General features: G+C 76.0%; 22 protein-coding genes. 14 read left to right on the plus strand and 8 right to left on the minus strand.

From position 1 onward, the window contains the following. Nucleotides 1-8 precede the first annotated feature (8 nt). On the plus strand, nucleotides 9-692 hold the full coding sequence (locus KPF47_RS29670; protein ID WP_224392283.1) for a hypothetical protein: 684 nt from the start codon (nucleotides 9-11) through the stop codon (nucleotides 690-692). Further along, on the plus strand, nucleotides 685-1,464 hold the full coding sequence (locus KPF47_RS29675) for an ESX secretion-associated protein EspG (RefSeq protein WP_224392274.1): 780 nt from the start codon (nucleotides 685-687) through the stop codon (nucleotides 1,462-1,464). Before KPF47_RS29670 ends, KPF47_RS29675 begins: the two co-directional genes overlap by 8 nt. On the opposite strand, the gene KPF47_RS29680 is transcribed toward KPF47_RS29675, so the two are convergent. Further along, nucleotides 1,439-2,842 (minus strand): NAD(P)H-quinone dehydrogenase, encoded by a 1,404-nt coding sequence (locus tag KPF47_RS29680; protein WP_224392104.1) that lies wholly within the window; start codon nucleotides 2,840-2,842, stop codon nucleotides 1,439-1,441. The genes KPF47_RS29675 and KPF47_RS29680 overlap by 26 nt on opposite strands. 143 nt (nucleotides 2,843-2,985) lie before the next feature. Here KPF47_RS29680 and KPF47_RS29685 point away from each other — a divergent pair, with 143 nt between their 5' ends. Then, nucleotides 2,986-3,450, plus strand: coding sequence for a gamma-glutamylcyclotransferase (locus KPF47_RS29685; RefSeq protein ID WP_224392105.1), 465 nt, complete (start codon nucleotides 2,986-2,988; stop codon nucleotides 3,448-3,450). A gap of 83 nt (nucleotides 3,451-3,533) precedes the next feature. Here the strand turns inward: KPF47_RS29685 and KPF47_RS29690 are convergent, their stop codons facing one another. After that, nucleotides 3,534-4,781, minus strand: a complete 1,248-nt coding sequence (locus KPF47_RS29690) for an amidohydrolase (RefSeq protein WP_224392275.1) — start codon at nucleotides 4,779-4,781, stop codon at nucleotides 3,534-3,536. A gap of 471 nt (nucleotides 4,782-5,252) precedes the next feature. Here KPF47_RS29690 and KPF47_RS29695 point away from each other — a divergent pair, with 471 nt between their 5' ends. The 4 genes from KPF47_RS29695 to KPF47_RS29710 are packed head-to-tail and all read left to right on the plus strand — an operon-like array spanning nucleotide 5,253 to nucleotide 9,853. Further along, nucleotides 5,253-6,938: a serine/threonine-protein kinase gene (locus KPF47_RS29695; protein WP_224392106.1), complete on the plus strand. Its 1,686-nt coding sequence runs from the start codon at nucleotides 5,253-5,255 to the stop codon at nucleotides 6,936-6,938. Nucleotides 6,939-6,972: 34 nt separating this feature from the next. Continuing rightward, entirely contained in the window at nucleotides 6,973-7,776 is an 804-nt protein-coding gene (locus KPF47_RS29700) for a purine-nucleoside phosphorylase (RefSeq protein WP_224392107.1), read from the plus strand. Further along, the gene (locus KPF47_RS29705) at nucleotides 7,776-9,395 is read left to right on the plus strand and encodes a phospho-sugar mutase (RefSeq protein WP_224392108.1); all 1,620 of its coding nucleotides are present in this window, start codon (nucleotides 7,776-7,778) and stop codon (nucleotides 9,393-9,395) included. Before KPF47_RS29700 ends, KPF47_RS29705 begins: the two co-directional genes overlap by 1 nt. Next, nucleotides 9,392-9,853: a flavodoxin family protein gene (locus KPF47_RS29710; RefSeq protein WP_224392109.1), complete on the plus strand. Its 462-nt coding sequence runs from the start codon at nucleotides 9,392-9,394 to the stop codon at nucleotides 9,851-9,853. Before KPF47_RS29705 ends, KPF47_RS29710 begins: the two co-directional genes overlap by 4 nt. 3 nt (nucleotides 9,854-9,856) lie before the next feature. On the opposite strand, the gene KPF47_RS29715 is transcribed toward KPF47_RS29710, so the two are convergent. Then, the gene (locus KPF47_RS29715) at nucleotides 9,857-10,606 is read right to left on the minus strand and encodes an SGNH/GDSL hydrolase family protein (protein ID WP_224392110.1); all 750 of its coding nucleotides are present in this window, start codon (nucleotides 10,604-10,606) and stop codon (nucleotides 9,857-9,859) included. Nucleotides 10,607-10,613: 7 nt separating this feature from the next. Next, the gene (upp, locus tag KPF47_RS29720) at nucleotides 10,614-11,237 is read right to left on the minus strand and encodes a uracil phosphoribosyltransferase (protein ID WP_224392111.1); all 624 of its coding nucleotides are present in this window, start codon (nucleotides 11,235-11,237) and stop codon (nucleotides 10,614-10,616) included. Nucleotides 11,238-11,761: 524 nt separating this feature from the next. On the opposite strand from upp, the gene KPF47_RS29725 reads away from it, so the two are divergent. Next, on the plus strand, nucleotides 11,762-11,998 hold the full coding sequence (locus KPF47_RS29725; RefSeq protein WP_010230125.1) for a hypothetical protein: 237 nt from the start codon (nucleotides 11,762-11,764) through the stop codon (nucleotides 11,996-11,998). An 85-nt stretch (nucleotides 11,999-12,083) separates the two neighbouring features. Continuing rightward, complete coding sequence (locus tag KPF47_RS29730) at nucleotides 12,084-13,346, plus strand: primosomal protein (protein WP_224392112.1); 1,263 nt, start codon at nucleotides 12,084-12,086, stop codon at nucleotides 13,344-13,346. Here KPF47_RS29730 and KPF47_RS29735 read toward each other — a convergent pair. Further along, nucleotides 13,343-14,449, minus strand: a complete 1,107-nt coding sequence (locus KPF47_RS29735) for an adenosine deaminase (RefSeq protein ID WP_224392113.1) — start codon at nucleotides 14,447-14,449, stop codon at nucleotides 13,343-13,345. The two genes, KPF47_RS29730 and KPF47_RS29735, sit on opposite strands and share 4 nt — an antisense overlap. Before the next feature lie 184 nt (nucleotides 14,450-14,633). Here KPF47_RS29735 and KPF47_RS29740 point away from each other — a divergent pair, with 184 nt between their 5' ends. Continuing rightward, complete coding sequence (locus tag KPF47_RS29740) at nucleotides 14,634-15,959, plus strand: hypothetical protein (RefSeq protein ID WP_224392114.1); 1,326 nt, start codon at nucleotides 14,634-14,636, stop codon at nucleotides 15,957-15,959. Between the two features lie 392 nt (nucleotides 15,960-16,351). Here KPF47_RS29740 and murJ read toward each other — a convergent pair whose 3' ends face one another. Continuing rightward, a complete protein-coding gene (murJ, locus tag KPF47_RS29745) occupies nucleotides 16,352-18,295 on the minus strand; it encodes a murein biosynthesis integral membrane protein MurJ (protein ID WP_224392115.1) in 1,944 nt (647 codons plus the stop codon). Between the two features lie 372 nt (nucleotides 18,296-18,667). On the opposite strand from murJ, the gene KPF47_RS29750 reads away from it, so the two are divergent. Genes KPF47_RS29750 through KPF47_RS29765 form a run of 4 tightly spaced genes read left to right on the plus strand, consistent with a single transcriptional unit; the run spans nucleotide 18,668 to nucleotide 20,716 of the window. Further along, nucleotides 18,668-19,534: a hypothetical protein gene (locus KPF47_RS29750; RefSeq protein WP_224392284.1), complete on the plus strand. Its 867-nt coding sequence runs from the start codon at nucleotides 18,668-18,670 to the stop codon at nucleotides 19,532-19,534. Continuing rightward, nucleotides 19,531-20,010 (plus strand): phage holin family protein, encoded by a 480-nt coding sequence (locus KPF47_RS29755; protein ID WP_224392116.1) that lies wholly within the window; start codon nucleotides 19,531-19,533, stop codon nucleotides 20,008-20,010. The genes KPF47_RS29750 and KPF47_RS29755 overlap by 4 nt, the downstream gene beginning before the upstream one ends. 10 nt (nucleotides 20,011-20,020) lie before the next feature. Beyond that, nucleotides 20,021-20,464 (plus strand): DUF3618 domain-containing protein, encoded by a 444-nt coding sequence (locus KPF47_RS29760; protein WP_224392117.1) that lies wholly within the window; start codon nucleotides 20,021-20,023, stop codon nucleotides 20,462-20,464. 36 nt (nucleotides 20,465-20,500) lie between these two features. Beyond that, nucleotides 20,501-20,716 carry a hypothetical protein gene (locus KPF47_RS29765; RefSeq protein WP_224392118.1) on the plus strand — a complete coding sequence of 72 codons (216 nt, stop codon included), beginning with the start codon at nucleotides 20,501-20,503 and terminating at the stop codon, nucleotides 20,714-20,716. A gap of 76 nt (nucleotides 20,717-20,792) precedes the next feature. Here KPF47_RS29765 and KPF47_RS29770 read toward each other — a convergent pair whose 3' ends face one another. Together KPF47_RS29770 and KPF47_RS29775 are read right to left on the minus strand one after the other, a co-directional pair. Beyond that, a complete protein-coding gene (locus KPF47_RS29770; protein WP_224392119.1) occupies nucleotides 20,793-22,079 on the minus strand; it encodes a thymidine phosphorylase in 1,287 nt (428 codons plus the stop codon). Further along, nucleotides 22,076-22,480, minus strand: coding sequence for a cytidine deaminase (locus KPF47_RS29775; protein ID WP_224392120.1), 405 nt, complete (start codon nucleotides 22,478-22,480; stop codon nucleotides 22,076-22,078). The genes KPF47_RS29770 and KPF47_RS29775 overlap by 4 nt, the downstream gene beginning before the upstream one ends. Between the last annotated feature and the right edge of the window lie 5 nt (nucleotides 22,481-22,485).

The raw sequence follows: 22,485 nt of genomic DNA on the forward strand, positions 1-22,485 counted from the left end.
CGGCCGCCGTGGACGGTGGGTCGCCGACGACGCACGACGTACCGGACGGGGCCACGACACCCCGCGAACCGGTTCCCGGACCCGCCGCACCCGGGCCGACCGGCGACGAGCCCACCGGCACCGAGCCCACCGGCACCGAGCCCACCGGCACCGAGCCCACCGGCACCGAGCCCACCGGCACCGAGCCCACCGGCACCGAGCCCACCGGCACCGAGCCCACCGGCACCGAGCCCACCGGCACCGAGCCCACCGGCACCGAGCCCACCGGCACCGAGCCCACCGGCGACGAGCCCACCGGCGACGGCACCGCGCCGCACCGTCCCGCCGCCGAGGGCCCCGACGGCCCCCGGGATCCGGCCCACCTCGCCGTCACCACCGGCGACGTGGCCGTCCCCGCCGCCGAGGGCACGGCACCCCACGGCGCACCCACGCCCGGCAGACACACCCCACCGGCGGCCGCGCCGGTCGAGCACGCCGTCGCCCCGGCCGGGACGGCGGTGGGTGGGGCGGGACCGGTCCCGGCCGGCCCACCGGTGGGCGCGGCGGCCGTCGCCGCGCCCGCCGACCCGAGGCCCCCCGCCTGGCGACTCGTCGCCGGCGGCCACACCGACCCCGACCCACCGGAGCAGCCCGATGCCCGACCCGACCCGGGCGTCCTGCGCCCCGACACCCGCTGGCGGGGCCGTGGCTGAGCCCGCGCCCTGGACCCCGTCGACGTCGTTCGTGCTCACCGGGGCCGAGTTCGACGTCGTCTGGGAGCACCTCGGGCTGGGCGCCACCCCGGTGGCCCTGCGGCTGCCCTCCCCCGGGCGCACCCTGCAGGAACGCCGCCGGGTCGTGACGGCCGGCGTGGCGGGGCTGCGCGCACGCGGTCTCGCCGGCCCGGCCGGACCCGACCCCGCACTCGTCCGGCTGCTGGTCCTGCTCGCCCGTCCCGACCGGCACCTGGAGGTCCGCGGCCGGTTCGGCGACGGCCCGCTGCGCGCGGTCACCGCCGAGCGCGACGGCGACGGCGTCCTCGCCGTCCACACCGGCGGCACCGTCACCGTGACCGCGGCGGGCTCACCGGAGTTCGCCGCGGTGTCGGCCCTGCCGCGGCGCGCACCGGGCCCCGGGCCCGCCCTGCGGCTGCCCACCGCCGAGCTGGCCCGTCTGCTCGAGGGGGGATCGGCCGCGGACGCCGGCGCCGAGGGCGAGGACCCACAGTGGGCCCGGCCGGCGTGGCTGGTGGCCGGGCCCGCGCACCGTGCGCAGATCTGTGCCGTCCGGCACGACCGATGGGGCAGCCCGGCGCGGCTCCCCGGGTACGTCACCGTCGTCGACACGCCGCGGGGGCGCTACCGGCTGACCCGCGGGACCGGCGCGCACGGCGGACCCGAGTGGTCCACCCTCGCCCCCGCGGGCGACGGCGAGCTGCGCGACCGGCTCGCGGAGCTGTTCAGTCCAGGTCGGAGTGCTGCATGAGCTGGCGGCCCGCCTCGGTGATCGACCCGGACAGCGACGGGTACACCGAGAAGGTGTGCGCCAGGTCGTCCACGCCGAGCCCGTTCTGGACCGCCATCGCGATCGGCAGGATCAGCTCGCTCGCGACCGGGGCGACCACGACACCCCCGATGACCACGCCGGACGCCGGGCGGCAGAACAGCTTCACGAAACCGCGGCGCAGCCCGCGCATCTTGGCGCGCGGGTTGGTCGACAGCGGCAGCATCACGGTCCGGGCCGGGACCTCGCCGGAGTCGATCGCGTTCTGGCTGATCCCCACGGTCGCGATCTCGGGGCGGGTGAACACGTTGGCCGCCACGGTCCGCAGCCGGATCGGGGAGACACCCTCGCCGAGCGCGTGCCACATCGCGATCCGGCCCTGCATCGCCGCGACCGAGGCGAGCATCAGCACACCGGTGCAGTCACCGGCCGCGTAGACACCCGGCTCGGAGGTGCGGGAGACCTTGTCGACCGGGACGAACCCGCCGCGGTCGGTCTCGATACCGATCTTCTCCAGACCGAGGTCGGCGGTGTTCGGGATCGACCCGACCGTCATCAGGGCGTGCGACCCCTCGACGACGCGGCCGTCGGACAACGTGACGCGGACGCCGTCACCGGTGTTCTCCACGGAGTCGGCGCGGGCGTGGGCGAGGATCTCGACACCGCGCTCGGCAAAGACCTCCTCGAGCACGGCGGCGGCGTCGGCGTCCTCGTGCGGCAGGACCCGGTCACGGCTGGAGACCAGGCTGACCCGGCAGCCGAGCTCGACGTAGGCGGAGCAGAACTCCGCGCCGGTCACGCCGGACCCGATCACTACCAGGTGCTCGGGCAGCTCGTCGAGGTCGTAGAGCTGGCGCCAGTCGAGGATCCGGTCGCCGTCCGGACGGGCGGAGTCGAGCACCCGCGGGGTGGCGCCGGTGGCGACGAGGACGACGTCGGCGACCAGGTCCTCGACGGTCCCGTCGGTGTGGGTGGCGGTCACCTCGTGTGCGGCGCGGGCCGCGGCGGGCCCGGCGAACTGCGCGGTGCCGGCGATGATCCGGACGCCCTCGTTCTCCAGCCGGGCCCGCACGTCGGCGGACTGGGCGAGCGCGAGGGACTTGACCCGCTCGTTGACGGCGGGCAGGTCGACCGCGGAGTTGCCGCGGTCCACCAGCACCCCGAGGTCCTCGGCGCGGTGCAGGTCGACCCGGACGGCCGCCGAGGAGATGAAGGTCTTCGAGGGGACACAGTCGTAGACGACGCAGGCGCCGCCCATCCCGTCCCGCTCGACGACGGTCACCTCGCTGCCGTGCTGTGCCGCGACGAGCGCGGCCTCGTACCCGGCCGGTCCGCCGCCCATGATGACGATGCGGGTCACGGGAGATCCCCCTGGAGAAGTCGGTGGTGGTGGACCGGCAGGCGGTCCCGCCCGCCGGCGTCGACGGGGCTCACAGTACGCGTGTCCCATCGTTCCGACCGGGCGGGTCGAGGCCCCGCCGGGCTCCCCACTACCCTGCACGCGTGCCGCTGTATGCCGCGTACGGGTCGAACATGGACCCCGAGCAGATGAAGGAGCGTGCCCCGCACTCGCCGATGGCCGGGACCGGGTGGCTCCAGGGCTGGCGGCTGACGTTCGGCGGTGAGGACTACACCTGGGAGGGCGCGCTCTCCACCGTGGTGGAGGAGCCGGGCTCGCAGGTGTTCGTCGTGCTCTACGACGTCCCCGAGCACGACGAACGTCAGCTCGACCGCTGGGAGGGCGGCGAGCTCGGCATGCACAAGAAGCTCCGGCTGCGCGTCGCGACGCTCGACGGCAGCGTCCTGGCCTGGATCTACGTGCTCAACGCCTACGAGGGCGGCGACCCGTCGGCCCGCTACCTGGGCGTGATCGCCGACGCCGCGGAGACCGCGGGCGCCCCGGACGACTACGTCAACGAGCTGCGCAGCAGGCCCAGCCGCAAGTCCTCCCCCGGCAACCAGTCCTGACCGACCGTACCGGCTGACGACGACGGCCCGGCCCCGCGCGAGCGGGGACCGGGCCGACGTCGTGCACCGCGGGAGACGGTGGGTCAGGAGGCCGCCTGCGCCAGCGCGGACAGCGCGGCCTGCACCAGCACCCGCGTCCCGAACGGCAGGGCCCGCTCGTCGAGGTCGAAGGTCGGCTGGTGGATGTCGCGCTGCTTGCCGGTGCCCGACCACACCCCGAGCCGGGCCATGGCGCCCGCCGAGTGCTCCAGGTACCAGGCGAAGTCCTCGCCACCGGAGGACTGCTCGGTGGACGCGTCGGCGCTCTCCCCGCCGACGGTCACCGCGGCGTCGCGCAGCATGCCGGTGGACACCTCGTCGTTGACGACGGGCGGGACGCCGCGGACGTGGTCGAGCACGTAGCCGACACCGGTCGGGGCCAGCACGGACGCGACGAGCGCGCGCAGCTTCTCCTCGAGCTCGGTCCAGGTGGCGTGGTCGGCCGTGCGCAGGGTGCCGCGCAGCAGCCCGGACTGCGGGATCGCGTTCGCCGCGTCCCCGGCGTGCACCGCACCCCAGGTCAGGACGGTGCCCGAACGCGGGTCGACGTGGCGGGTCAGCAGCAGCGGCACCTGGGTGGCCAGCAGACCCAGGGCCTGCACCAGGTCGGCGGTCAGGTGCGGCCGGGAGGTGTGCCCGCCCGGGGAGGTCAGGCGCACCTCGATCAGGTCGCAGGCGGAGGTGATCGGGCCGACCCGGGTACCGAGCCGTCCGACCTCCAGGCGCGGGTCGCAGTGCAGCGCGAAGATCCGCTGCACGTCCTGCATCACACCCTGCTCGACGGCGTCGAGCGCGCCGCCCGGCTGCACCTCCTCGGCCGGCTGGAACACCAGCCGCACCCGGCCGGGCAGCGCCGGCGCGGACTGCAGGGCCAGCGCCGCCCCCAGCAGCATCGCGGTGTGCGCGTCGTGCCCGCAGGCGTGCATCGCGCCGGGCACCTCGGAGGCGAAGGCCAGCCCGGTCTGCTCCTGCAGCGGCAGCGCGTCCATGTCCGCGCGCAGCGCGACCAGCGGCTCGCCGTGCCCCACCTCGCAGACGACGCCCGTACCACCGCGCAGCGTGCGCGGCTCCAGCCCCGCCCGCAGCAGGGTCTCCGCGACCCGCGCGGTCGTGAGGTGCTCGCGACGGGCCAGCTCGGGCTGGGCGTGGATCGCCCGGCGCCAGCCGACGATCTCGCCCCGGTGCGCCAGCATCCACGACTCCAGCCAGGCCGGACCCGTGCCGGCGCCGAGGTCGTCGACCGGGAAATCGGCGATCTCCGGGAGCTCGGTGCGGGTCTGCAGCGCAGTCACCTTGTCCTCCTCGTACTGGCCCTCGGCGGGGACGGCCCGCGTGTCCGCGGTCGACACGGACGGCGTTCGGTCGTCTCCCACCACCCATGATGGTACTCACCCGTCCGGCGGTGTTCCAGTCGAAATCGTCCGTTCACGCCTCGGCGCGGCAAGGGGTCGGCGGGGTGCTGCCAGCGGGTTCACCGCTCCAGGTGAACGGCCGCGCGCGACCGCTCCTCCCGTCGGCGAGCGGCCGTCCTCGCCGCTCACCGGCGGTTCGGGGGTCCGCCCCGGGGAACCGCGACCACGGCGACACCGGGTCGCGCCCGGACCGTGACCGTCCGCGCGCCCGGCCCGCCGGGGCGGCCGCCCGGCGTGCCGGGGCGCCCCGCTCGCTCACTCACAGTGAACGCCGGCGACCGTCGGTCACGACCACGGCCGGGAACGGTGTGCGGGGGCGGGCCGCGCGGGCACGATGGAACAATCGGCGGCGTGTCCGTTCCCGAGGGCAAGGTCCAGCGCCGACAGGTCGCCGGGCGGTACCGCGTCGACGGTCCGCTCGGGAGCGGCGCGATGGGCACCGTCTGGTCGGGTTTCGACGAGGTCCTGCACCGCCGTGTTGCGCTCAAGGAGCTCAAGATCCCCGACGGCATCCCGGCCGGGGAGAAGCTGGAGCTGCGGGAGCGCATCATGCGGGAGGCCCGCGCGCTGGCCGGGCTGTCCCACCCCAACGTCGTGACCGTGTTCGACGTGCTCGACTCCGGTGGGGACGAGCCGCTGGTGGTCATGGAGCTGGTGCCGTCGAAGAACCTGGCGGCGGCGATCACCGAGCTGGGCAGGCTCGACGCCGCCCAGGCCGGCGTCGTCGGGCACGGCACCGCGGCGGCGCTGCGGGCGGCGCACCGGGCCGGCATCACCCACCGCGACGTGAAGCCCGGCAATGTCCTGATCTCCGACGACGGCCGGATCAAGCTCACCGACTTCGGGATCGCCCGCAACGAGTCCGACGCACCGATGACCTCCGCGGGCCTGGTCCTGGGCTCGCCCGCCTACATCGCCCCCGAGGTCGCCGCCGGTCAGCCGGTCACCCCCGCCGCGGACCTGTGGGGTCTCGGCGCGACGCTGTGGGCCGCCGTCGAGGGCCGCCCGCCCTACGACGTCGACGGCGACCCGGTCCGCACCATCACCGAGGTCGTCGACGGCCCCGTCCCCACGCCCACGGTCACCGGCCCCGTCGCCGACGTCATCGTCGGGCTGATGGTCAAGGAACCGTCCGGGCGGATGCCGCTCGACGAGGTCCGGGCCCGGCTGCGTCCGCTGCTCGCCGACCCGGACGACCCGATCTTCCCCGGTTCGCCGGACGTGCCGACCGTGATGGCGCGGGTGCCCGCGCCGACCGGGGCGGCCCCGGCACCGCCGCCGCGGGTCGCCGCACCGCCCCCGCCCGGCCCGGTCGGCCCCACCGGCACCGGCACCTACGGCCGCGTCCCGGTCGCCGAGCCCGTGCCCGCACCGGCGCCGCCGCCCGCCGGGCCGCCACGCCCGCGGCGGGCCCGGCCGTCGTCGCGGGGGGCCGCGCCCGCCCGGGCCGCGGCGACCGGCCCGGCCACCGTGCTGGGCGCGGTCCCGCTCGTGCTCGGCGGTGCCCTGCTCGTGCTGCTCGGCGCCCTCGCCGGGTTCGCCGGGGTGCGCGCCCTGGCAGGCCAGGAGCCGCTGTCGACGGTCACCGTGGCCACCGACCGCTCGCTGCGCACCACCTACCCGGACCCGCTCGGCTTCACCGTCCCGGTCCCCGACGGCTGGACGCAGTTCCGCTCGCCGGCCCCCGACGGGTCGGTCGTCGTCCGCTTCGTCAGCCCGGACGGCCGTCAGGAGCTGTCGGTCCGGGCGGCGACCTCGGTGCAGGCCGTGACCGACGCCCTCACCCCGGAGGCGCTGGGCGTCGGGCCGGTCGAGGCCGGGCCGGTCGAGCAGCTGCCCGACGGCTCCAGCCAGGTCGCGCTGACCACCGGCAGCGGCGCCGCGCAGCGCAGCACGCTGATGCGCATCCTGCCCGGCCGCGACCAGCTGGGCGGGGTCTGGGTGCTGCAGCTGACCTCCCCCGCGGGCCGCGCCGAGGAGGCCGTCGCGGGACTGTTCGACGCCGTCGCCTCGGGCTTCCGCGCCACCCCGGGCTGAGCAGGCCACGACGCCGCCCCCTAGGCTGACGCGCATGGCCGACACCGCCGATCCCACCGCTCGCGCCCACGCCGCCGCCGTCGAGCTCGCGCGCCGCACCGGCACCGACAGCCACGACGTGGCGGTGGTCCTGGGCTCGGGCTGGCGGCCGGCCGCCGACGTCCTCGGCACGCCCGACAGCGAGGTCCCGATGGCCGAGCTGCCCGGTTTCGTCGCACCGTCCGCGGTCGGGCACGGCGGCACCGCGCGCTCGCTGCGCATCGGCGACACCCGGGTGCTGGTGCTGCTGGGCCGCACCCACCTCTACGAGGGCCACGGGATGGACCCGGTGGTCCACGGCGTCCGGACCGCCGCGGCGGCCGGGGTGCGCACGGTCGTGCTGACCAACGCCGCGGGCGGCATCACCGAGGGCCTGTCGGTCGGGCAGCCGGTGCTGATCTCCGACCACCTCAACCTCCTGGCGCGCTCGCCGCTGCAGGGCGCGCACTTCGTCGACCTCACCGACGCCTACTCCCCGCGGCTGCGCGCCGCCGCCCGCGAGCTGGACCCCTCGCTGGTCGAGGGGGTCTACGCCGGGCTGCCCGGCCCGCACTTCGAGACCCCGGCCGAGATCCGCATGCTGCGCACGCTGGGCGCGGACCTGGTGGGCATGTCCACCGTCGCCGAGACGATCGCCGCCCGCGCCGCCGGGCTGGAGGTCGCCGGGATCTCGCTGGTCACCAACCTGGCCGCGGGCCTGTCCGGGCAGCCGCTGCACCACCAGGAGGTCCTCGACGCCGGCGCCGCCGCGGCGACCCGGATGGGCTCGCTGCTGCGCGACCTCGTCGGCCGCGTCTGATGGTGCTCCCGGGGCCGCTGCGCGACACGGCGCTGCGCTGGATCGCCGACGACCCCGACCCGGGGACCCGGACCGAGCTGCAGCGCGTGCTGGCCACCGCGATGGCCGGTGGTCCGGCTGCCGCGGCGGCCACCGACGAGCTGGCCGACCGGCTGTCCGGGCCGCTGCGCTTCGGGACCGCGGGCCTGCGCGGGCCGGTGCGGGCCGGGCCGTCAGGCATGAACGTCGCCGTCGTGACCAGGGCGACCGCCGGGCTGGCCGCCCACCTGGCCCGGACCACCGGCACCGGCCGGGTCGTCGTCGGCCGCGACGCCCGCCACGGGTCCGCCGCGTTCGCCGAGGCCACCGCCCGCGTGCTGACCGGCGCCGGGTTCGCCGTGACCCTGCTGGACGGCCCCGTCCCCACCCCGTTGGTCGCCTTCGCCGTGCGGCACCTCGGGGCCGTCGCCGGGATCGCCGTCACCGCCTCGCACAACCCGCCCGCCGACAACGGCTACAAGGTCTACCTGTCCGACGGCGCGCAGCTCGTGGGACCCGACGACGCCGCCATCGAGGCCGCGATCACCGCCGCGCCCGCCGCGGTGTCGGTCCCGCTCGGACCGCTGCCGGACCCGGTCGATGTCACCGGCGCCTACCTGGACCGGGTCGCGACGCTGTCGACGCACACCGGGGCTCCCGCGCCGCGGATCGCGCTGACCCCGATGCACGGGGTCGGCGGCGCGACCGCGGTCGCCGCGCTGGCCCGGGCCGGGGTGCACGACGTCGCCGTCGTCGCGAGCCAGGCCGTGCCCGACCCCGACTTCCCGACCGTCGCCTTCCCGAACCCGGAGGAGCCCGGCGCCACCGACGCGCTGCTCGCGCTGGCCACCCGGTCCGGTGCCGACCTCGCGGTCGCGCTGGACCCGGACGCCGACCGGTGCGCGCTCGGCGTCGAGTTCCCCGACGGGTGGCGGATGCTGTCCGGCGACGAGACCGGTGTGCTGCTCGGCGACCACCTCCTGCGGACCACCACGGCGGCGGACCCGCTGGTCGCCACGACCGTCGTGTCCTCGTCGATGCTCGCCCGGGTCGCCCGGGCCCGCGGTGCCCGGTCCGCCGAGACCCTCACCGGGTTCAAGTGGATCGTGCGGGCCGGCGACGGGCTCGTCTTCGGGTACGAGGAGGCGATCGGGCTCTGCGTCGACCCCGACGGCGTCCGGGACAAGGACGGCATCTCCGCCGCGGTCGTCGCCGCCGACCTGGTGCGCGGGCTCCGCGCGGCCGGGTCCTCGGTGCCGCGGCGCCTCGACGAGCTGGCCGCCGAGTTCGGCGTGCACGTCACCCGGGGCGTGTCGATCCGGATGGCGCCCGCCGAGCGCGACGCCGCCGTGGCGCGGCTGCGCGACGCGCCACCGGCCGGCTGGGAGACCGACCGTCCCGCCCCCGACGTGCTGCGGCTGCGCCGTGCCGGCACCCGCGTGGTCGTCCGGCCGTCGGGGACCGAGCCGAAGCTCAAGGCCTACCTGGAGGTCGTGGAGGCCCCCGCCGGCGACATGACCGCGGTGCCGGGGGCGCGGACCGTGGCCGCGGACCGCCTGGAGGCCCTGCGCGCCGAGGTCGACGGGATGCTCGCCGGATGAGCGCGCGCCTGCTCCTCGTCCACCACACCCCGTCCCCCGCGACCGCGGAGCTGCTCGCCGAGGTCCGCGCGGGTGCGGCCGACCCGGACATCACCGGGGTCGAGGTCGTCGCCCGCGCCGCCCTGGCCGCGACGGCGAGCGACCTGCTCGCCGCCGACGCCGTCGTCCTCGGGACGCCCGCGAACATCGGCTACATGTCCGGCGCGCTCAAGCACTTCCTCGACCAGGTCTTCTACGTGTGCGCCGACGACACCCGCGGGCTGCCCTACGGGCTGTGGGTGCACGGCGGCTCCGACACCTCCGGCGCCGCCCGTTCGGTGCGCACGGTCGCGGAGGCGATGGGCTGGACCGCGGCGGCCGCGCCGGTCGAGGTCACGGGGGCTCCGGACGCCGCCGCCCGCGCCGCCTGTCGCGAGCTGGGCGCGGTCGTGGCCGCGACCGTCATGCCACAGGACTGAGCGCTACCGGCGCCCGGTGGCGGGCCGTACCCCGAGGTGGGCCTCGATCCGGTCTGCCCACACCGTGGCGATCGTGCGGTACGCACCCGGCCCGGCGTGCAGTCCGTCCGCGGTCCGCCCGGCGGGGAACAGGGTCGAGGTGTCGACGTACTCCACCGAGTGCCCGGCCGCCCGGTGTGCCGCGGCGACCCGGGGCAGGTAGTCGGCCAGCCGCGCCCGCTCGGCCCGCTGCTTCGGCAGCGGCGCCCACACCCCGGCCATGATCACGTGGGTGTGCGGCGCGGCGGCGAACACGCGGTCGAGCAACCGGTCGAGGCTCGCCGCCGTCGCCCGTGCGCCGGCGCCCTGCAGCAGGTCGTTGGTGCCGGCGTGCAGCAGCACGACGTCCGGCTGTGCGGCCAGCACCCAGCCGCCCGCCATCGGCACCATCCGGGCCGCGGTCCAGCCCGACCGTCCCTCGTGGTCGGTGTCGGGCAGCGTGTCCGGCCCGGAGCTGCGGGAGCCGACGTAGTCGATGTGCACGCCGTCGGCGGCCAGCCGCTGCCACAGCGGGAGGCGGTAGCCGGCCGTCGCCGGGCTCCCCACGCCCACCGTGGACGACGCGCCGAGCGGCATCACCCGGACCACCCCCGGGTCGTCGACGGCGGGCACCGCCGTGTCCTCCGGCTGGTCGGCCGCGGCCAGCCCGCTGAGCCCGGCCACCGTGACCACCCCGGCCAGGATCACGCCGAGGATGCGCCGGGAGACGGTCACGGCGTGCTCAGACCGCGCCGAGCTGCCGGTCCCCGGCGGCGCCGAGGCCGGGGACGATGAACGCGGAGTCGTTGAGCCGCTCGTCGATGCTGGCGGTCACCATGCGGACCGGCAGGCCGGACGCGCGCAGCCGTTCCACGCCCTCCGGCGCGGACAGCGCACACAGGACGGTGACGTCGTCGGCGCCGCGCCGGGTCAGCAGCTCGACGGTGTGCACCATCGAGCCGCCGGTGGCCAGCATCGGGTCCAGGACGAACACCGGCCGCCCGACGAGGCTGTCGGGCAGCGACTCCATGTAGGGCACCGGCTGGTGGGTCGTCTCGTCCCGGGCCATGCCGACGAAGCCCATCTGCGAGTCCGGGATCAGGTTCAGCGCGGCCTCGGCCATCCCCAGCCCGGCCCGCAGCACCGGGACGAGCACCGGCGGGATCGCGAGCCGGTGGCCGACCGTGCGCGAGACCGGGGTGTGGATCCGCTCCTCGGCCAGCGGGGCCGAGCGGGTCGCCTCGTAGACCAGCATCAGGGTGAGCTCGCGCAACGCCGCCCGGAAGGTGGCGTTGTCGGTGCGGGCGTCCCGCATGGTGCTGAGCCGGGCCCGCGCGAGCGGGTGGTCGACGACGATCGTGTCCACGGGGGAACAGCCTACGGCGGCCGGGCCGCGCGGAGATCCCCCGTGAGGTGGCCCCCGGCCCACCGATCCGGTGCCGTCACCGCGCCGGGCGGCGGGACCCCCTGCGGGGACGCGCCGCGTGTCCTGCGACGATGCGGTCCCGTGACCGGACGGACACCGGGACGTCACCCGCGGACGTTGACACGGATGCGTGTCACGGTTCACGAAGCGTGAGAAGCACGCGCTCACCGACGAGTGACCCCGGCGCCGCCCGGAGGCACCTCCTCGTCCTCCCGGGTGAGGCCTCCGACACGCTCGCAGACCTTGCGTGACAGCGGATCCCCGACCGGATTTGTGATCACCAACGGTGCCCGGTCGGACACGACCGGTTCCCCGGATCGCGTGATCGACCGCGTGGAGTGCCACGAACAGCACTCGCGGTCGCCGATTTCGCGATTCACCTGACCCGAACGGGTGGTATGGCCGAAACGGTGTCACATCGAGGGCGCCACCGACGCTGTACTAGACGACAAGGAGGTGATCCGATGCCGGAGAACACGACTTCCGAGGAGCAGACGTTGATCGCTGCTGCGGAAAAGCTCACGCAGTGCGACGGATACGTTGTTCTGGCGGTGGACCCGCAGACCGGGGAGGTGGACGCGCACGGCCCGTTCGACGGGATGACGGCGACCATCAAGGCCGACCAGCTGCGACGCGACTTCGACCGGGGTGGGCTCGAGGACGTGTCCATCGGAGTGGTCCGACTGCACTCCCAGGCCTGACCCCGCACGACCATGATCCGCCGGGCCGGCGACACCCGAGGTGGTGGGACCGGCCGGCGGAACGACGCGACGATAGGCTCGCCCCGTGGCAAGCGACATCGTCCCGATCCGACTCGCTCTCACCCGGGGCGACGTGGTCACCCTGTGGGCTCCCCCGTGGCGCGAGGACGGCGAGGAGTGGGAGGCCTTCCTCGGCGACGACGAGCACGTGTTCGTCTTCGACGAGGTGGCCGGGCTCGCCGCGTTCGTGCGGACCGCACCCGAGCACGACCTGACCGACCATCCCGCGTGGTCGGCGGTCCCCGGGCTCGCGGTCGCCGAATTGACCCCCGACGACGCCCACCGGTACGACCTGGTCGGCCTGCCGGAGCTGGCCGCCGCCGACCCCGACGCGGTCACCGTGCAGGAGCTGCACGAGACCGTCTCCATCGTCCGGTCGCTGGCCGACGTCTGCGACCTCACCGACGTGGTCGACGCGCTCGACGGTGAGCCCGTGTTCGCGCTGCTGCGCGAGGGCGAGCAGGCCTTCACCGGGCGCGACGGCGCGAAGCGCTGGGCCGCGCTGTCCGAGGCGGTCACGACGCACTGGGACGGCATCGTCGACACCGTCGACGGGCTCGTCGCGACCCCCGGGACCGACGCCGGGGCGCTGGACAAGGCCCGCGCCGAGGAGCAGGAGCTCCGTGACCGGCTCGCCGCGCAGCCCCTCGACGACGACGAGGCCCTCGAGGCCGCCGCGCTCGCCGCGGGCACCGAGGACTCCGGCACCGACGAGGAGGAGCCCACCGGCTTCTGGACCGAGGTCGGCATCGACCCGATCCGCATCGAGGTCGGCGACCGCTCGGTGGTCAGCCTGCGCTGCTACCTCGACGACAAGCCCGTCTTCCTCGGCTCCGACGGACGGATCGACGTGTTCGGCTCCGAGCGCGCGATGTTCCGGGCGCTGGCCGACCGGGAGCACCCCGCCGTCGCCGGGACCGACCTGACCGCGGCCGTCACCTTCGACGAGGTCCTCGACCGGGCCGCCGTCGGCGAGCTCGACGGCGGCGTCGAGGACATGAACACCTACGTGCTGACCGGGATCGGCCCGGACCTCGCCGAGGGCGTGCTCGATCTGGACCCGGTCCAGCTCGACCTGGCCTCGGAGCTGCTGACCGACGTCGGCGAGTGGGCCGGTGACCCCGAGCCCGCCGAGGCGCTCGCCGAGTCCAACAGCCTGGGCTGGCTCGTGTCGTTCGTCGTGCGGCCGGATCCCACGCGGATGGCGCCCAGCCCGCCGTTCACCCAGGAGGCACAGTCCTGGGGCGAGCTCGTCGCCGGGCTCGAGGCCCGGCTCCGCGAGCACTAGGCGCCGGCCGCCAGCGCGTCGTAGCCGGGCTTGACGACGTCCTCGATCAGGGCCAGACGCTCGTCGAAGCCGATGAACGCCGACTTCATCGCGTTCACGGTGAACCAGCGCAGTGTGTCCCAGCCGTAGCCGAAGGTCTCCGCCAGGTCGTACATCTCGCTGGTCATGGTGCAGCCGGACATCAGCCGGTTGTCGGTGTTGACCGTGACCCGGAACCGCAGCTCGGTGAGCAGCCCGATGGGGTGCTCGGCCAGCGACGGCGCGGCGCCGGTGTGCACGTTCGAGGTCGGGCACATCTCCAGCGGGATGCGGCTGTCGCGGACCCAGGCGGCGAGCCGGCCCAGGTGCGGGCCGTCGTCGGTGACGGTGATGTCGTCGACGATCCGGACGCCGTGCCCGAGCCGGTCGGCGCCGCACCACTGCACGGCCTCCCAGATCGACGGCAGCCCGAACGCCTCGCCGGCGTGGATGGTGACGTGCGCGTTCTGCTGGCGGACGTACTCGAACGCGTCGAGGTGGCGGGTGGGCGGGAAGCCCTTCTCCGCGCCCGCGATGTCGAAGCCGACCACGCCGGCGTCGCGGTGGCGCACCGACAGCTCGGCGATCTCGCGGGACCGGGCGGCGTGCCGCATCGCGGTGAGCAGGGTGCCGATCCGGATGGTGTGCCCGGCCGCCGCGGCACGGGCGGTGCCCAGCCGGAACCCCTCCAGGACCGCGTCGACGACGGCGTCGAGGTCGAGGCCGCCCTCGACGTGCAGCTCGGGGGCGAAGCGCACCTCGGCGTAGACCACGCCGTCGGCGGCCAGGTCCTCGGCGGCCTCGGCGGCGACCCTGGTCAGCGCATCACGGGTCTGCAGCACGGCGACGGTGTGTCCGAAGGTCTCGAGGTAGCGGACCAGCGAGCCGGAGTGGGCGGCGCCGAGGAACCAGGCGGCGAGCTCGCCGGGGTCGGTGGTGGGGAGCTTGTCGTAGCCGTACTCGCGGGCCAGCTCGACGACGGTCCCGACCCGCAGGCCGCCGTCGAGGTGGTCGTGCAGCAGCACCTTGGGCGCGCGGCGGACGGAGTCGGGGGTGACCGGGGCGGGATCGGTGGGGTCTGCCACCCGGGCACGGTACCGAGCGGCGTGGCGCGCGACGAGCGACGCGCGGACCTGCCATGATCAACCCGATCCGGGTGCGGAGACATGCCCCGGACGGCTCAATGCAACACCGTCCGTCGACCCTCGAACGGCGGTCGCTACCCTCTGGGCACTCCCCACTTGGCTCAGAGGAAGCGCAGCAGGTGCCATGAGCGACACTTCGAACCTCTCGTTCGACCGGATGCGCGGCATGCTCATGCGAGCGGCCGAGATCCGTGACAGCGAACAGCAGCAGATCTTCGACTCCCTCGACGAGATCCACGCCCGGCTGGCGGCCCTCGACGCCATCGGCACCGTGCGCAAGAAGCTCACCGAGCTCCCCGACCGGACCGAGCTGAACGTCCTGGCCGAGCGCCTCGACGAGACCGTGTCCAAGCTCGACAACACCGAGATCGTGCTCGGCGCGATCACCCGGGCCATCGAGTCCCTCCCGGACAAGCTGGCCAAGCCGATCGCCCAGCTCGACGGGCGGCTCGACGGCATGGGCGGGCGCCTCGAGGGCGTCTCGGGCCGGATGGACGGCCTCGACGACCGCCTGGGCGGCCTGCACAAGCGCCTCGACGACCTCGACAACCGCCTCGACCGGCACGAGATGCGGCTCGACGCGATGCCGAACGCCGTCGCCTCCCCGATCAAGGAGCGCGTCGACGGCGTCGAGCGCCAGGTGCGCGAGCAGCTCGACGCGGCCGTCCACTCGTTCGAGGAGACCGGCGAGGGCCTGCGCAACCTGCTGGGCGACACCTCGGTGGGCCTGCACCGCCGCCTGGAGGACCTGGCCCAGCGCCCGGCCGTCGACCCCACCCCGGCCTTCGACGCCCTCACCGAGCGGCTGGAGGCCCTCTCCGCCCGGCTGGAGGAGGTCGGCACGCGCCTCGACTCGGTCGAGACCGGCCTGGACGGCAAGCTGACCGACCTGGACGGGTCGGTCAAGGAGCGGGTGGGCAAGCTCGGCGGGTCCCTGAAGGACCGTCTGGGCGAGCTCGACGGCTCGGTCACCGACCGGCTGTCCTCGCTGTCGGAGGCCGTGGACGGCCGGTTCGACGCCCTCACCGAGAGCGTCGACGGGAAGCTGGACAAGCTCACCACCGACGTCGACGGCCGCCTCGACACCCTCACCGGGGAGGTCGACACCCGTCTCGAGAAGCTCGCCGGCGACGTCGACAAGCTCTCGACGGGCGTCGACGACCGGCTCTCCGGCCTCGACACCGTGCTGCGCGACCGGCCGGACACCGGGTCGGTCACCGACCTGGTCACCAAGGCCAACGCCGAGTCCGAGCGCCGCAACGCCAGCCAGCTCGACGAGGCGATGGCCACCTTCGCGGAGCTGATCATGGGCCGGGGTGGGCAGTACGCCCAGCAGGCCCCGCCGCCCCCGCCCCGTCCGGCCCAGCGCCGCGGACGGGCGAAGGTCGCGGTGAAGAGCCAGAACGGCGCCTCCGCCGCCGACCTCGTCGGCGACGACCCGGACGACTGAGCCTCCGCGCACGACCAGCACACCGACGCCGCGCCCCACACCAGGGCGCGGCGTCGCTGCATCCGCCCCCGACCTCCCCACCCCCGGTCCGCCCGGCCCCGGTTCCGGCCCGCCGGGCCCCGGTTCGCACGAACGGGCCGCCCGGCCCCCCGGCCGCCCGGCCCACGGGTTCGCACGAACGGGCCGTTCGTACGAAAGGTTCGTACGAACGGCCCGTTCGTGCGACCCCCCCCGGAGCGGGCGCGGGGCGGGGCGTGCGGGGCGGGCACACCGGATGCCTGGACCGACGCCCGGAGCGTGCCGCCCGGGGACACGCCGGCGGGGATGCGCGGGCACACGTGCCCGGGATCGAGGTGCGCGGGGAGGTGGGTACCCCGGGGTCCCGGGAGATGTCAGCGGCGGGCGAAGCGCCGGAAGACCGCGTCGAGCTCGCGGACTCTCAGCAGGCGCATCGCGACCACGGCCAGCGGCAGCGCCACCAGCGTCCCGACGAGCAGCAGGGTCCAGGCGCGGGCGACGTCGGGCCAACCCAGGAGAACGGGTTCCAGGAGCCGGGTGAGCGCCCACCCGATCGCGGCCGCGGTCGCGGACGCCGCGGTCGTCTTGCCCAGACAGGTGAGGACCTCCCCGGTCCGGATCCGCCCGAGACGGCGGCGCAGCAACCACTGGCCCAGCACCGCGCCGCCCACGAACGACAGCGAGTTCGCCGCGGCAAGCCCCAGCACGACCTGCTCGGGCGGGAGCAGCAGCGGGCACGCGAGGAGCAACGGGATCTTCACCCCGACCATCCCGACCTGGATCAGCGTCGGGGTCCGCGAGTCGGTCATCGCGTAGAAGACCCGCATCTGCAGCATCGTCACCGCGTAGGGCAGCAGCCCGAACGCCGAGCACGCCACGGTCGCACCGAGGCGCGCCGCGCCCTCCCCGCTGCCCGCGCCGACCGAGAACAGCGCCGTGCCCAGTGCTCCGCCGAACGCCGTCATGACGGCGGCGATCGGGATCAGCCCGACCGTCGACAGCCGGGCCCCGAGCGAGAGGTCGGTGACGACCTGGTCGACGTCGCCCCGCGCCGCGGCCCGGCTCATCCGCGGCATCAGCGCGGTCAGCAGCGACACCCCGAGCACCCCGTACGGGACCTGGAGGAGCAACCACGCGTTCATGTACGTCGCGACCGAGCCCTCGGAGGCCGTGGCGGCGACCCGGGTGGTGACGATGTAGCCGGCCTGGCCGACGAGGACGTAGGCCACGATCCACAGCGCCATCCCGCCGGCCAGCGACAGCCGCGGGTCCCAGCCCCACACCGGGCGGTAGCGGAACCCGATGCGGCGCATGAACGGGATCAGCACCAGCGCCTGGACGACGATGCCGAGCGTCGTGCCGATCCCCAGGACCAGCAGCTTGGGGTCACCCATGCGCACCGGGTCGACCGAGATCTCCCCCGGCACCAGCACGTAGACGACCAGCACCCCGAGCAGGACGACGTTGTTCAGCACCGGCGCCCAGGCGAACGGCCCGAACACCTGCTTCGAGTTGAGGACCGCGCCGAGCAGCGCGCCGATCCCGTAGAAGAAGATCTGCGGCAGGAGCAGCCAGGCGAACGCCGTGGCCAGCGCCGGGTTGGCCTGGCCGGTGTCACCCGAGCCGAGGTAGAGCCGGGTGAGCAGCGGGGCGGCGGCCATCGCGAGCAACGTCGCCACCAGCAACGCGGCCCCGACCACCGTCAGCAGCCGCCGGGTGAAGCGCTCGCCGCCGTCGGCGTCCTCGGCCTGGGCACGGACCAGCACCGGGATCATCACGCTGGTCAGCACGCCACCGAGCAGCAGCTCGTAGACGATGTTCGGCAGCGTGTTGGAGACAGTGTAGGAGTCGTTGACGACCGCGAAGCCCAGCACCGCGACCAGCGCGAGGTTCCGGACGAACCCGGTGAGCCTGCTGACCAGGCTGGCGATCGCGATCATGCCGGAGGAGCGGACCAGCGACCCGGTGCGCTCGGTGCCGCCGGACGGCGACGCCTCCGTCCCCGACGCGCCGTCGTCGCCGGACCCGGCACCGTCCGACCGCGCACCGTCCGAGCGGGCACCGTCCGAGCGGGCACCGTCCGAGCGGGCACCGTCCGAGCGGGCACCGTCCGAGCGGGCACCGTCCGAGCGGGCACCGTCCGAGCGGGCACCGTCCGAGCGGGCACCGTCCGAGCGGGCGTCGTCCGGGCCGGACGCGGCCCCGGACGGCGCCCCGACGGGCCCCGCCGGCGTCGACGGGTCGGCCACGGGGCCCAGCGGCGTCGTGGGCTCCCCGGGATCGGGGACCCGGCCACCGGAGCCCAGCGGGCGGGTCACCTCGCCCGCCCCCTCCGGCGGCGTCCGCGGGGACCGCCGGGGGGCGGCACCCATCACCGGTCGGGGGTACGGCTGGTGCCGCACCGCCGCGGGGTGGGGCGCCCGCTCCGCCGCTCGTCGGTCCTCACGCATCGTGGTCCATCGTGCCGGATCGGAATCGTCGTCCCGACCCCCGCCCGGTCGTCGTGGCGACGGCGTCCGGCGGACGCACGGGGCCCGCGGCACGGCGCACCGTGGGCCGTGACGCCCGGTGGGCACCCGGGCTCCCCGGTTGCGCCGACCGAGTGGTCCACGTTCGTGGCGGTGACATCCGGCTTCGCCGCACCGGGCGCGGGTATCGGAGCGGATACCACGAGCAGCGAGGGGCGCACCATGACACCGACAGGACCTGCAGGGGGCGACCCGAGCGGCATCGGCGTCGCCCGGGACGAGGGGGCGGCCGTCGGTCGGGCCGCGGTCGACGCCGGGGCACACGTCGCGGGCGCCGCGACCGACGAGGTCCGCCAGGTCGCCCGCGAGACCGGGCGGCAGGCCCGGGACCTGCTCGACGAGGCCCGTCACGCGCTGGGCGAGCAGGCCGGGTCCACCCAGCGCCGGGCCGCGGGCGGCGTCCGGGGCCTGGCCGACGAACTGCGCCGGCTCAGCGGCGACGACGCCGAGGGACCGGTCGCCGACCTGGCGCGGGACGCTGCCGGGCGCGCCGAGCGGCTCGCGGGCTGGCTGGAGGAACGGGAGCCCGGCGACGTCGTCGACCAGGTGCGGGGCGTCGCCCGGCGGCATCCGGGCACGTTCCTGGCGGGCGCGGTGGACGCCGGGGTGCTGGTGGGCCGGCTGACCCGCGGTGCGGTCGACCGGGAGCGGACCCCGCGCCCGGATCCGACGGGCGGGCACGACGTGCCGCCGTCGCGCCCGGTGCGGTCCCCCGCGGAGCACCCGGGGGCGCCGACCCCGGTGGCGGCACCCACCACGGTGGCCGCGCCGGCCCCGGTGGCCGCGCCGGGGACTCCGTGGTCCGCTCCGGCCGCCCAGCGCGGTGAGGACCCGGGGGCGCACCGGGCGCCCGGGTCCTCACCGGACGACCGGCCCGCACCGGCCCCGGCCGCCCCGTTCGCCGACGGGTTGCTGCCCGCACCGCCACCACCCGCACACGCGCCCCGGCCGGGGGCGACGACCGTCGGCGAGTACGTCGACGAGCTGGGCCGCCGCGGCGACCCGCGCATCGACGAGGACCCGCGGTGAGCCGGCCGGGCAGCCCGCCGCCTGCCGAGACCCCCGGTCACCGGCCGCCTGCCCCCGCGCCCGGTCCCGACCGGGGCTCCCGCCCCGCGCCGGAGACGGCCGGTGCGGACCCGTCGCTCGGCGACCTCATGGGCCGGGTGTCGCGTGACCTGTCCACCCTGGTGCGCCAGGAGCTCTCCCTCGCGCAGGCCGAGCTCCGCCACGAGGCCCGTCGCGCCGGTGCGACCGCGGTCGGTTTCGGGACCGCGGGGTACGCCACCTCGATGGTGCTGCTGTTCCTGTCGGTGGCCCTGTGGGCCGGGCTGTCGAACGTGATGGACGGCGGCTGGGCGGGCCTGCTCGTGGCGCTGGTGTGGGCGGTGGTCGCCGCGGCCGCCTACGCGGCCGGGCGCAGCAGCCTGCGCCGGACCCACCCGACACCCACCCGGACCGTCGACACGCTCAGCAGGCTTCCCGATGCCCTCCGCGGCCGGTGAGGAGACCCCGATGACCAGCCCCCACACACCCCCCGAGCCCACCGGCACGGCGCCCGACGACCCGGACGCCATCCGCCGCGACATCGAGCACACCCAGCGCCGGCTCAGCGGCGACGTCGACGCCCTGACCGACCGGGTCGCCCCGAGCCGCATCGTCGGTCGACGTGTCGACCGGGTGCGGGACCGGGTCGGCAGTTGGCGCGACGCCGTCATGGGCGGAGACGACCGCCCCGCCGGAGCCGCCGCCCAGCGGGCGGCCGACCGGGCGGGCGACGTCGCACACGCCGTGTCCGACCGCGCCTCGCAGGCCGCGGCCACCGTCGCCGACACCGCCCGCGAGGCGCCACGGACGGCCCGGCGGCAGACCCGCGGCAACCCGCTCGCGGCCGGGCTGATCGCCTTCGGCGCGGGCTGGCTGGTGTCCTCGCTGCTCCCGGCGAGCGCCCGCGAGTAGGAGCTGGCCGCCCGGGCGACGGACCGGGCCGCCGAGGTGGGCCGACCGCTGGCCCACCGGGCCGCGGAGACCGCGCACGAGCTGCACGACGCGCTGCGCGAGCCCGCGGAGCAGGCCGTCCGGTCGGTCCGCGGGACCGCGGAGGAGGCCGCCGCGAGCGTGCAGGACGAGGGCCGGTCCGCGGCCCTCGACGTGCAGGGCCGGGCGCAGGACGCGGGCCGGACCCTGCAGGAGGAGGTCCGGGAGCGCTGACCGCCCGCGTGGCGGGACCGGCGCGGCCGGTCCCGCCACGCCGCACCGCTCCCGTCGGCGCCGGGCCGGACGTCGCTCAGGCGCCCCGACGGACGTCGAGGACCAGATCCCGCCGGGCGGGCGGATCGGCGGTGATCAGCAGGGCCGCCCCGGCGAGCAGCCGCCGCGCCGCGGGCAGCCGGTCGGCGTCGTCGGTGTGCAGCTCGGCCAGCGGCGTCCCGGCGCGGACCTCGTCGCCCGGGTCGACCAGCAGCCGCACCCCGGCCCCTGCCTGCACCGGGTCCTCCTTGCGGGCGCGGCCGGCGCCGAGCTTCCAGGCCGCGGTGCCGACGGCGAGCGCGTCGGCACCGGCGAAGACCCCGGACCGCTCGGCGACGACCGTCTCGACGTGCGCGGCCACCGGCAGCGGTGCGGTCGGGTCCCCGCCCTGCGCGGCGATCATCCGCTCCCACACCCCGTGGGCGGCACCGGAGGCGAGGACCGCGGCCGGGTCGGCGTCGGGCAGACCGGCCAGCGCGAGCATCTCGGTGGCCAGCGCGACGGTCAGCTCGACCAGGTCGGCCGGTCCCCCGCCGCGCAGCACCTCGACCGACTCGGCGACCTCCAGGGCGTTGCCGACGCAGCGGCCCAGCGGGCGGGACATGTCGGTGAGCAGCGCGGTGGTCGGCAGGCCGTGGGCGGCACCGATCGCCGTCATCGCGTCGGCGAGCTCCCCGGCGCGCGGGCGGGTCTTCATGAACGCACCGGACCCGACCTTCACGTCGAGGACCAGTCCGCCGGTGCCCTCGGCGAGCTTCTTGCTCATGATCGAGCTGGCGATCAGCGGGACGGACTCCACCGTGCCCGTGACGTCGCGCAGCGCGTAGAGCCGCCGGTCGGCGGGGGCGAGCGTCGGCGTCGTCGCACAGACGACCGCGCCGACCTCGCGCAGCTGCGCGGTGATCTCCGCGGTGGTCAGCGAGGCACGCCAGCCGGGGATGGCCTCCAGCTTGTCCAGGGTGCCCCCGGTGTGGCCCAGCCCGCGGCCGGACAGCTGCGGCACCGCCGCCCCGCAGGCGGCGACGAGCGGCGCCAGCGGCAGCGTGATCTTGTCCCCGACGCCGCCGGTGGAGTGCTTGTCGACCAGCGGACGGCCGACGTCGCCGAAGTCCAGGACCTCACCGGAGTCGATCATCGCCTGGGTCCAGTGCGCGATCTCGGTCGGCTCCATGCCGTTGAGCAGGATGGCCATGGCCAGCGCCGCCATCTGCTCGTCGGCGACCTCGCCCCGGGTGTAGGCGTCGACCACCCAGTCGATCTGGGCCCTCGACAGCGTGCGGCAGTCGCGCTTGGCCGCGATGACCTCGACCGCGGAGAAGCTCACGGCAGGTCCTCCGGGCCGAAGGCGTCGGGCAGCACCTCGGTGAACGGCAGCACCCCGCGCGGGGTGTCGCAGAGCAGCGCGGCGCCGCCGAACTCGTGGAGCACCTGGCGGCAGCGGCCGCACGGCATGAGCAGCTCGCCGTCGCCGGAGCGGCAGGCGACCGCGAGCAGCCGCCCGCCGCCGGAGACGCGCAGCTGCCCGGCCAGTGTCACCTCGGCACAGACCCCCAGGCCGTAGGAGGCGTTCTCGACGTTGCAGCCGGTGACGACCCGCCCGTCGTCGACGAGCGCCGCCGCGCCGACGTGCAGCCGGGAGTACGGCGCGTAGGCCCAGTGCGCGGCCTGCACCGCCGCCGCCCGCAGCGCGTCCCAGTCCGGGACGGGGGCGTCGGGGCGCATCATGTCCC

The sequence above is a fragment of the Pseudonocardia sp. ICBG1293 genome, from assembly GCF_020131355.1.
Taxonomy (GTDB): domain Bacteria; phylum Actinomycetota; class Actinomycetes; order Mycobacteriales; family Pseudonocardiaceae; genus Pseudonocardia.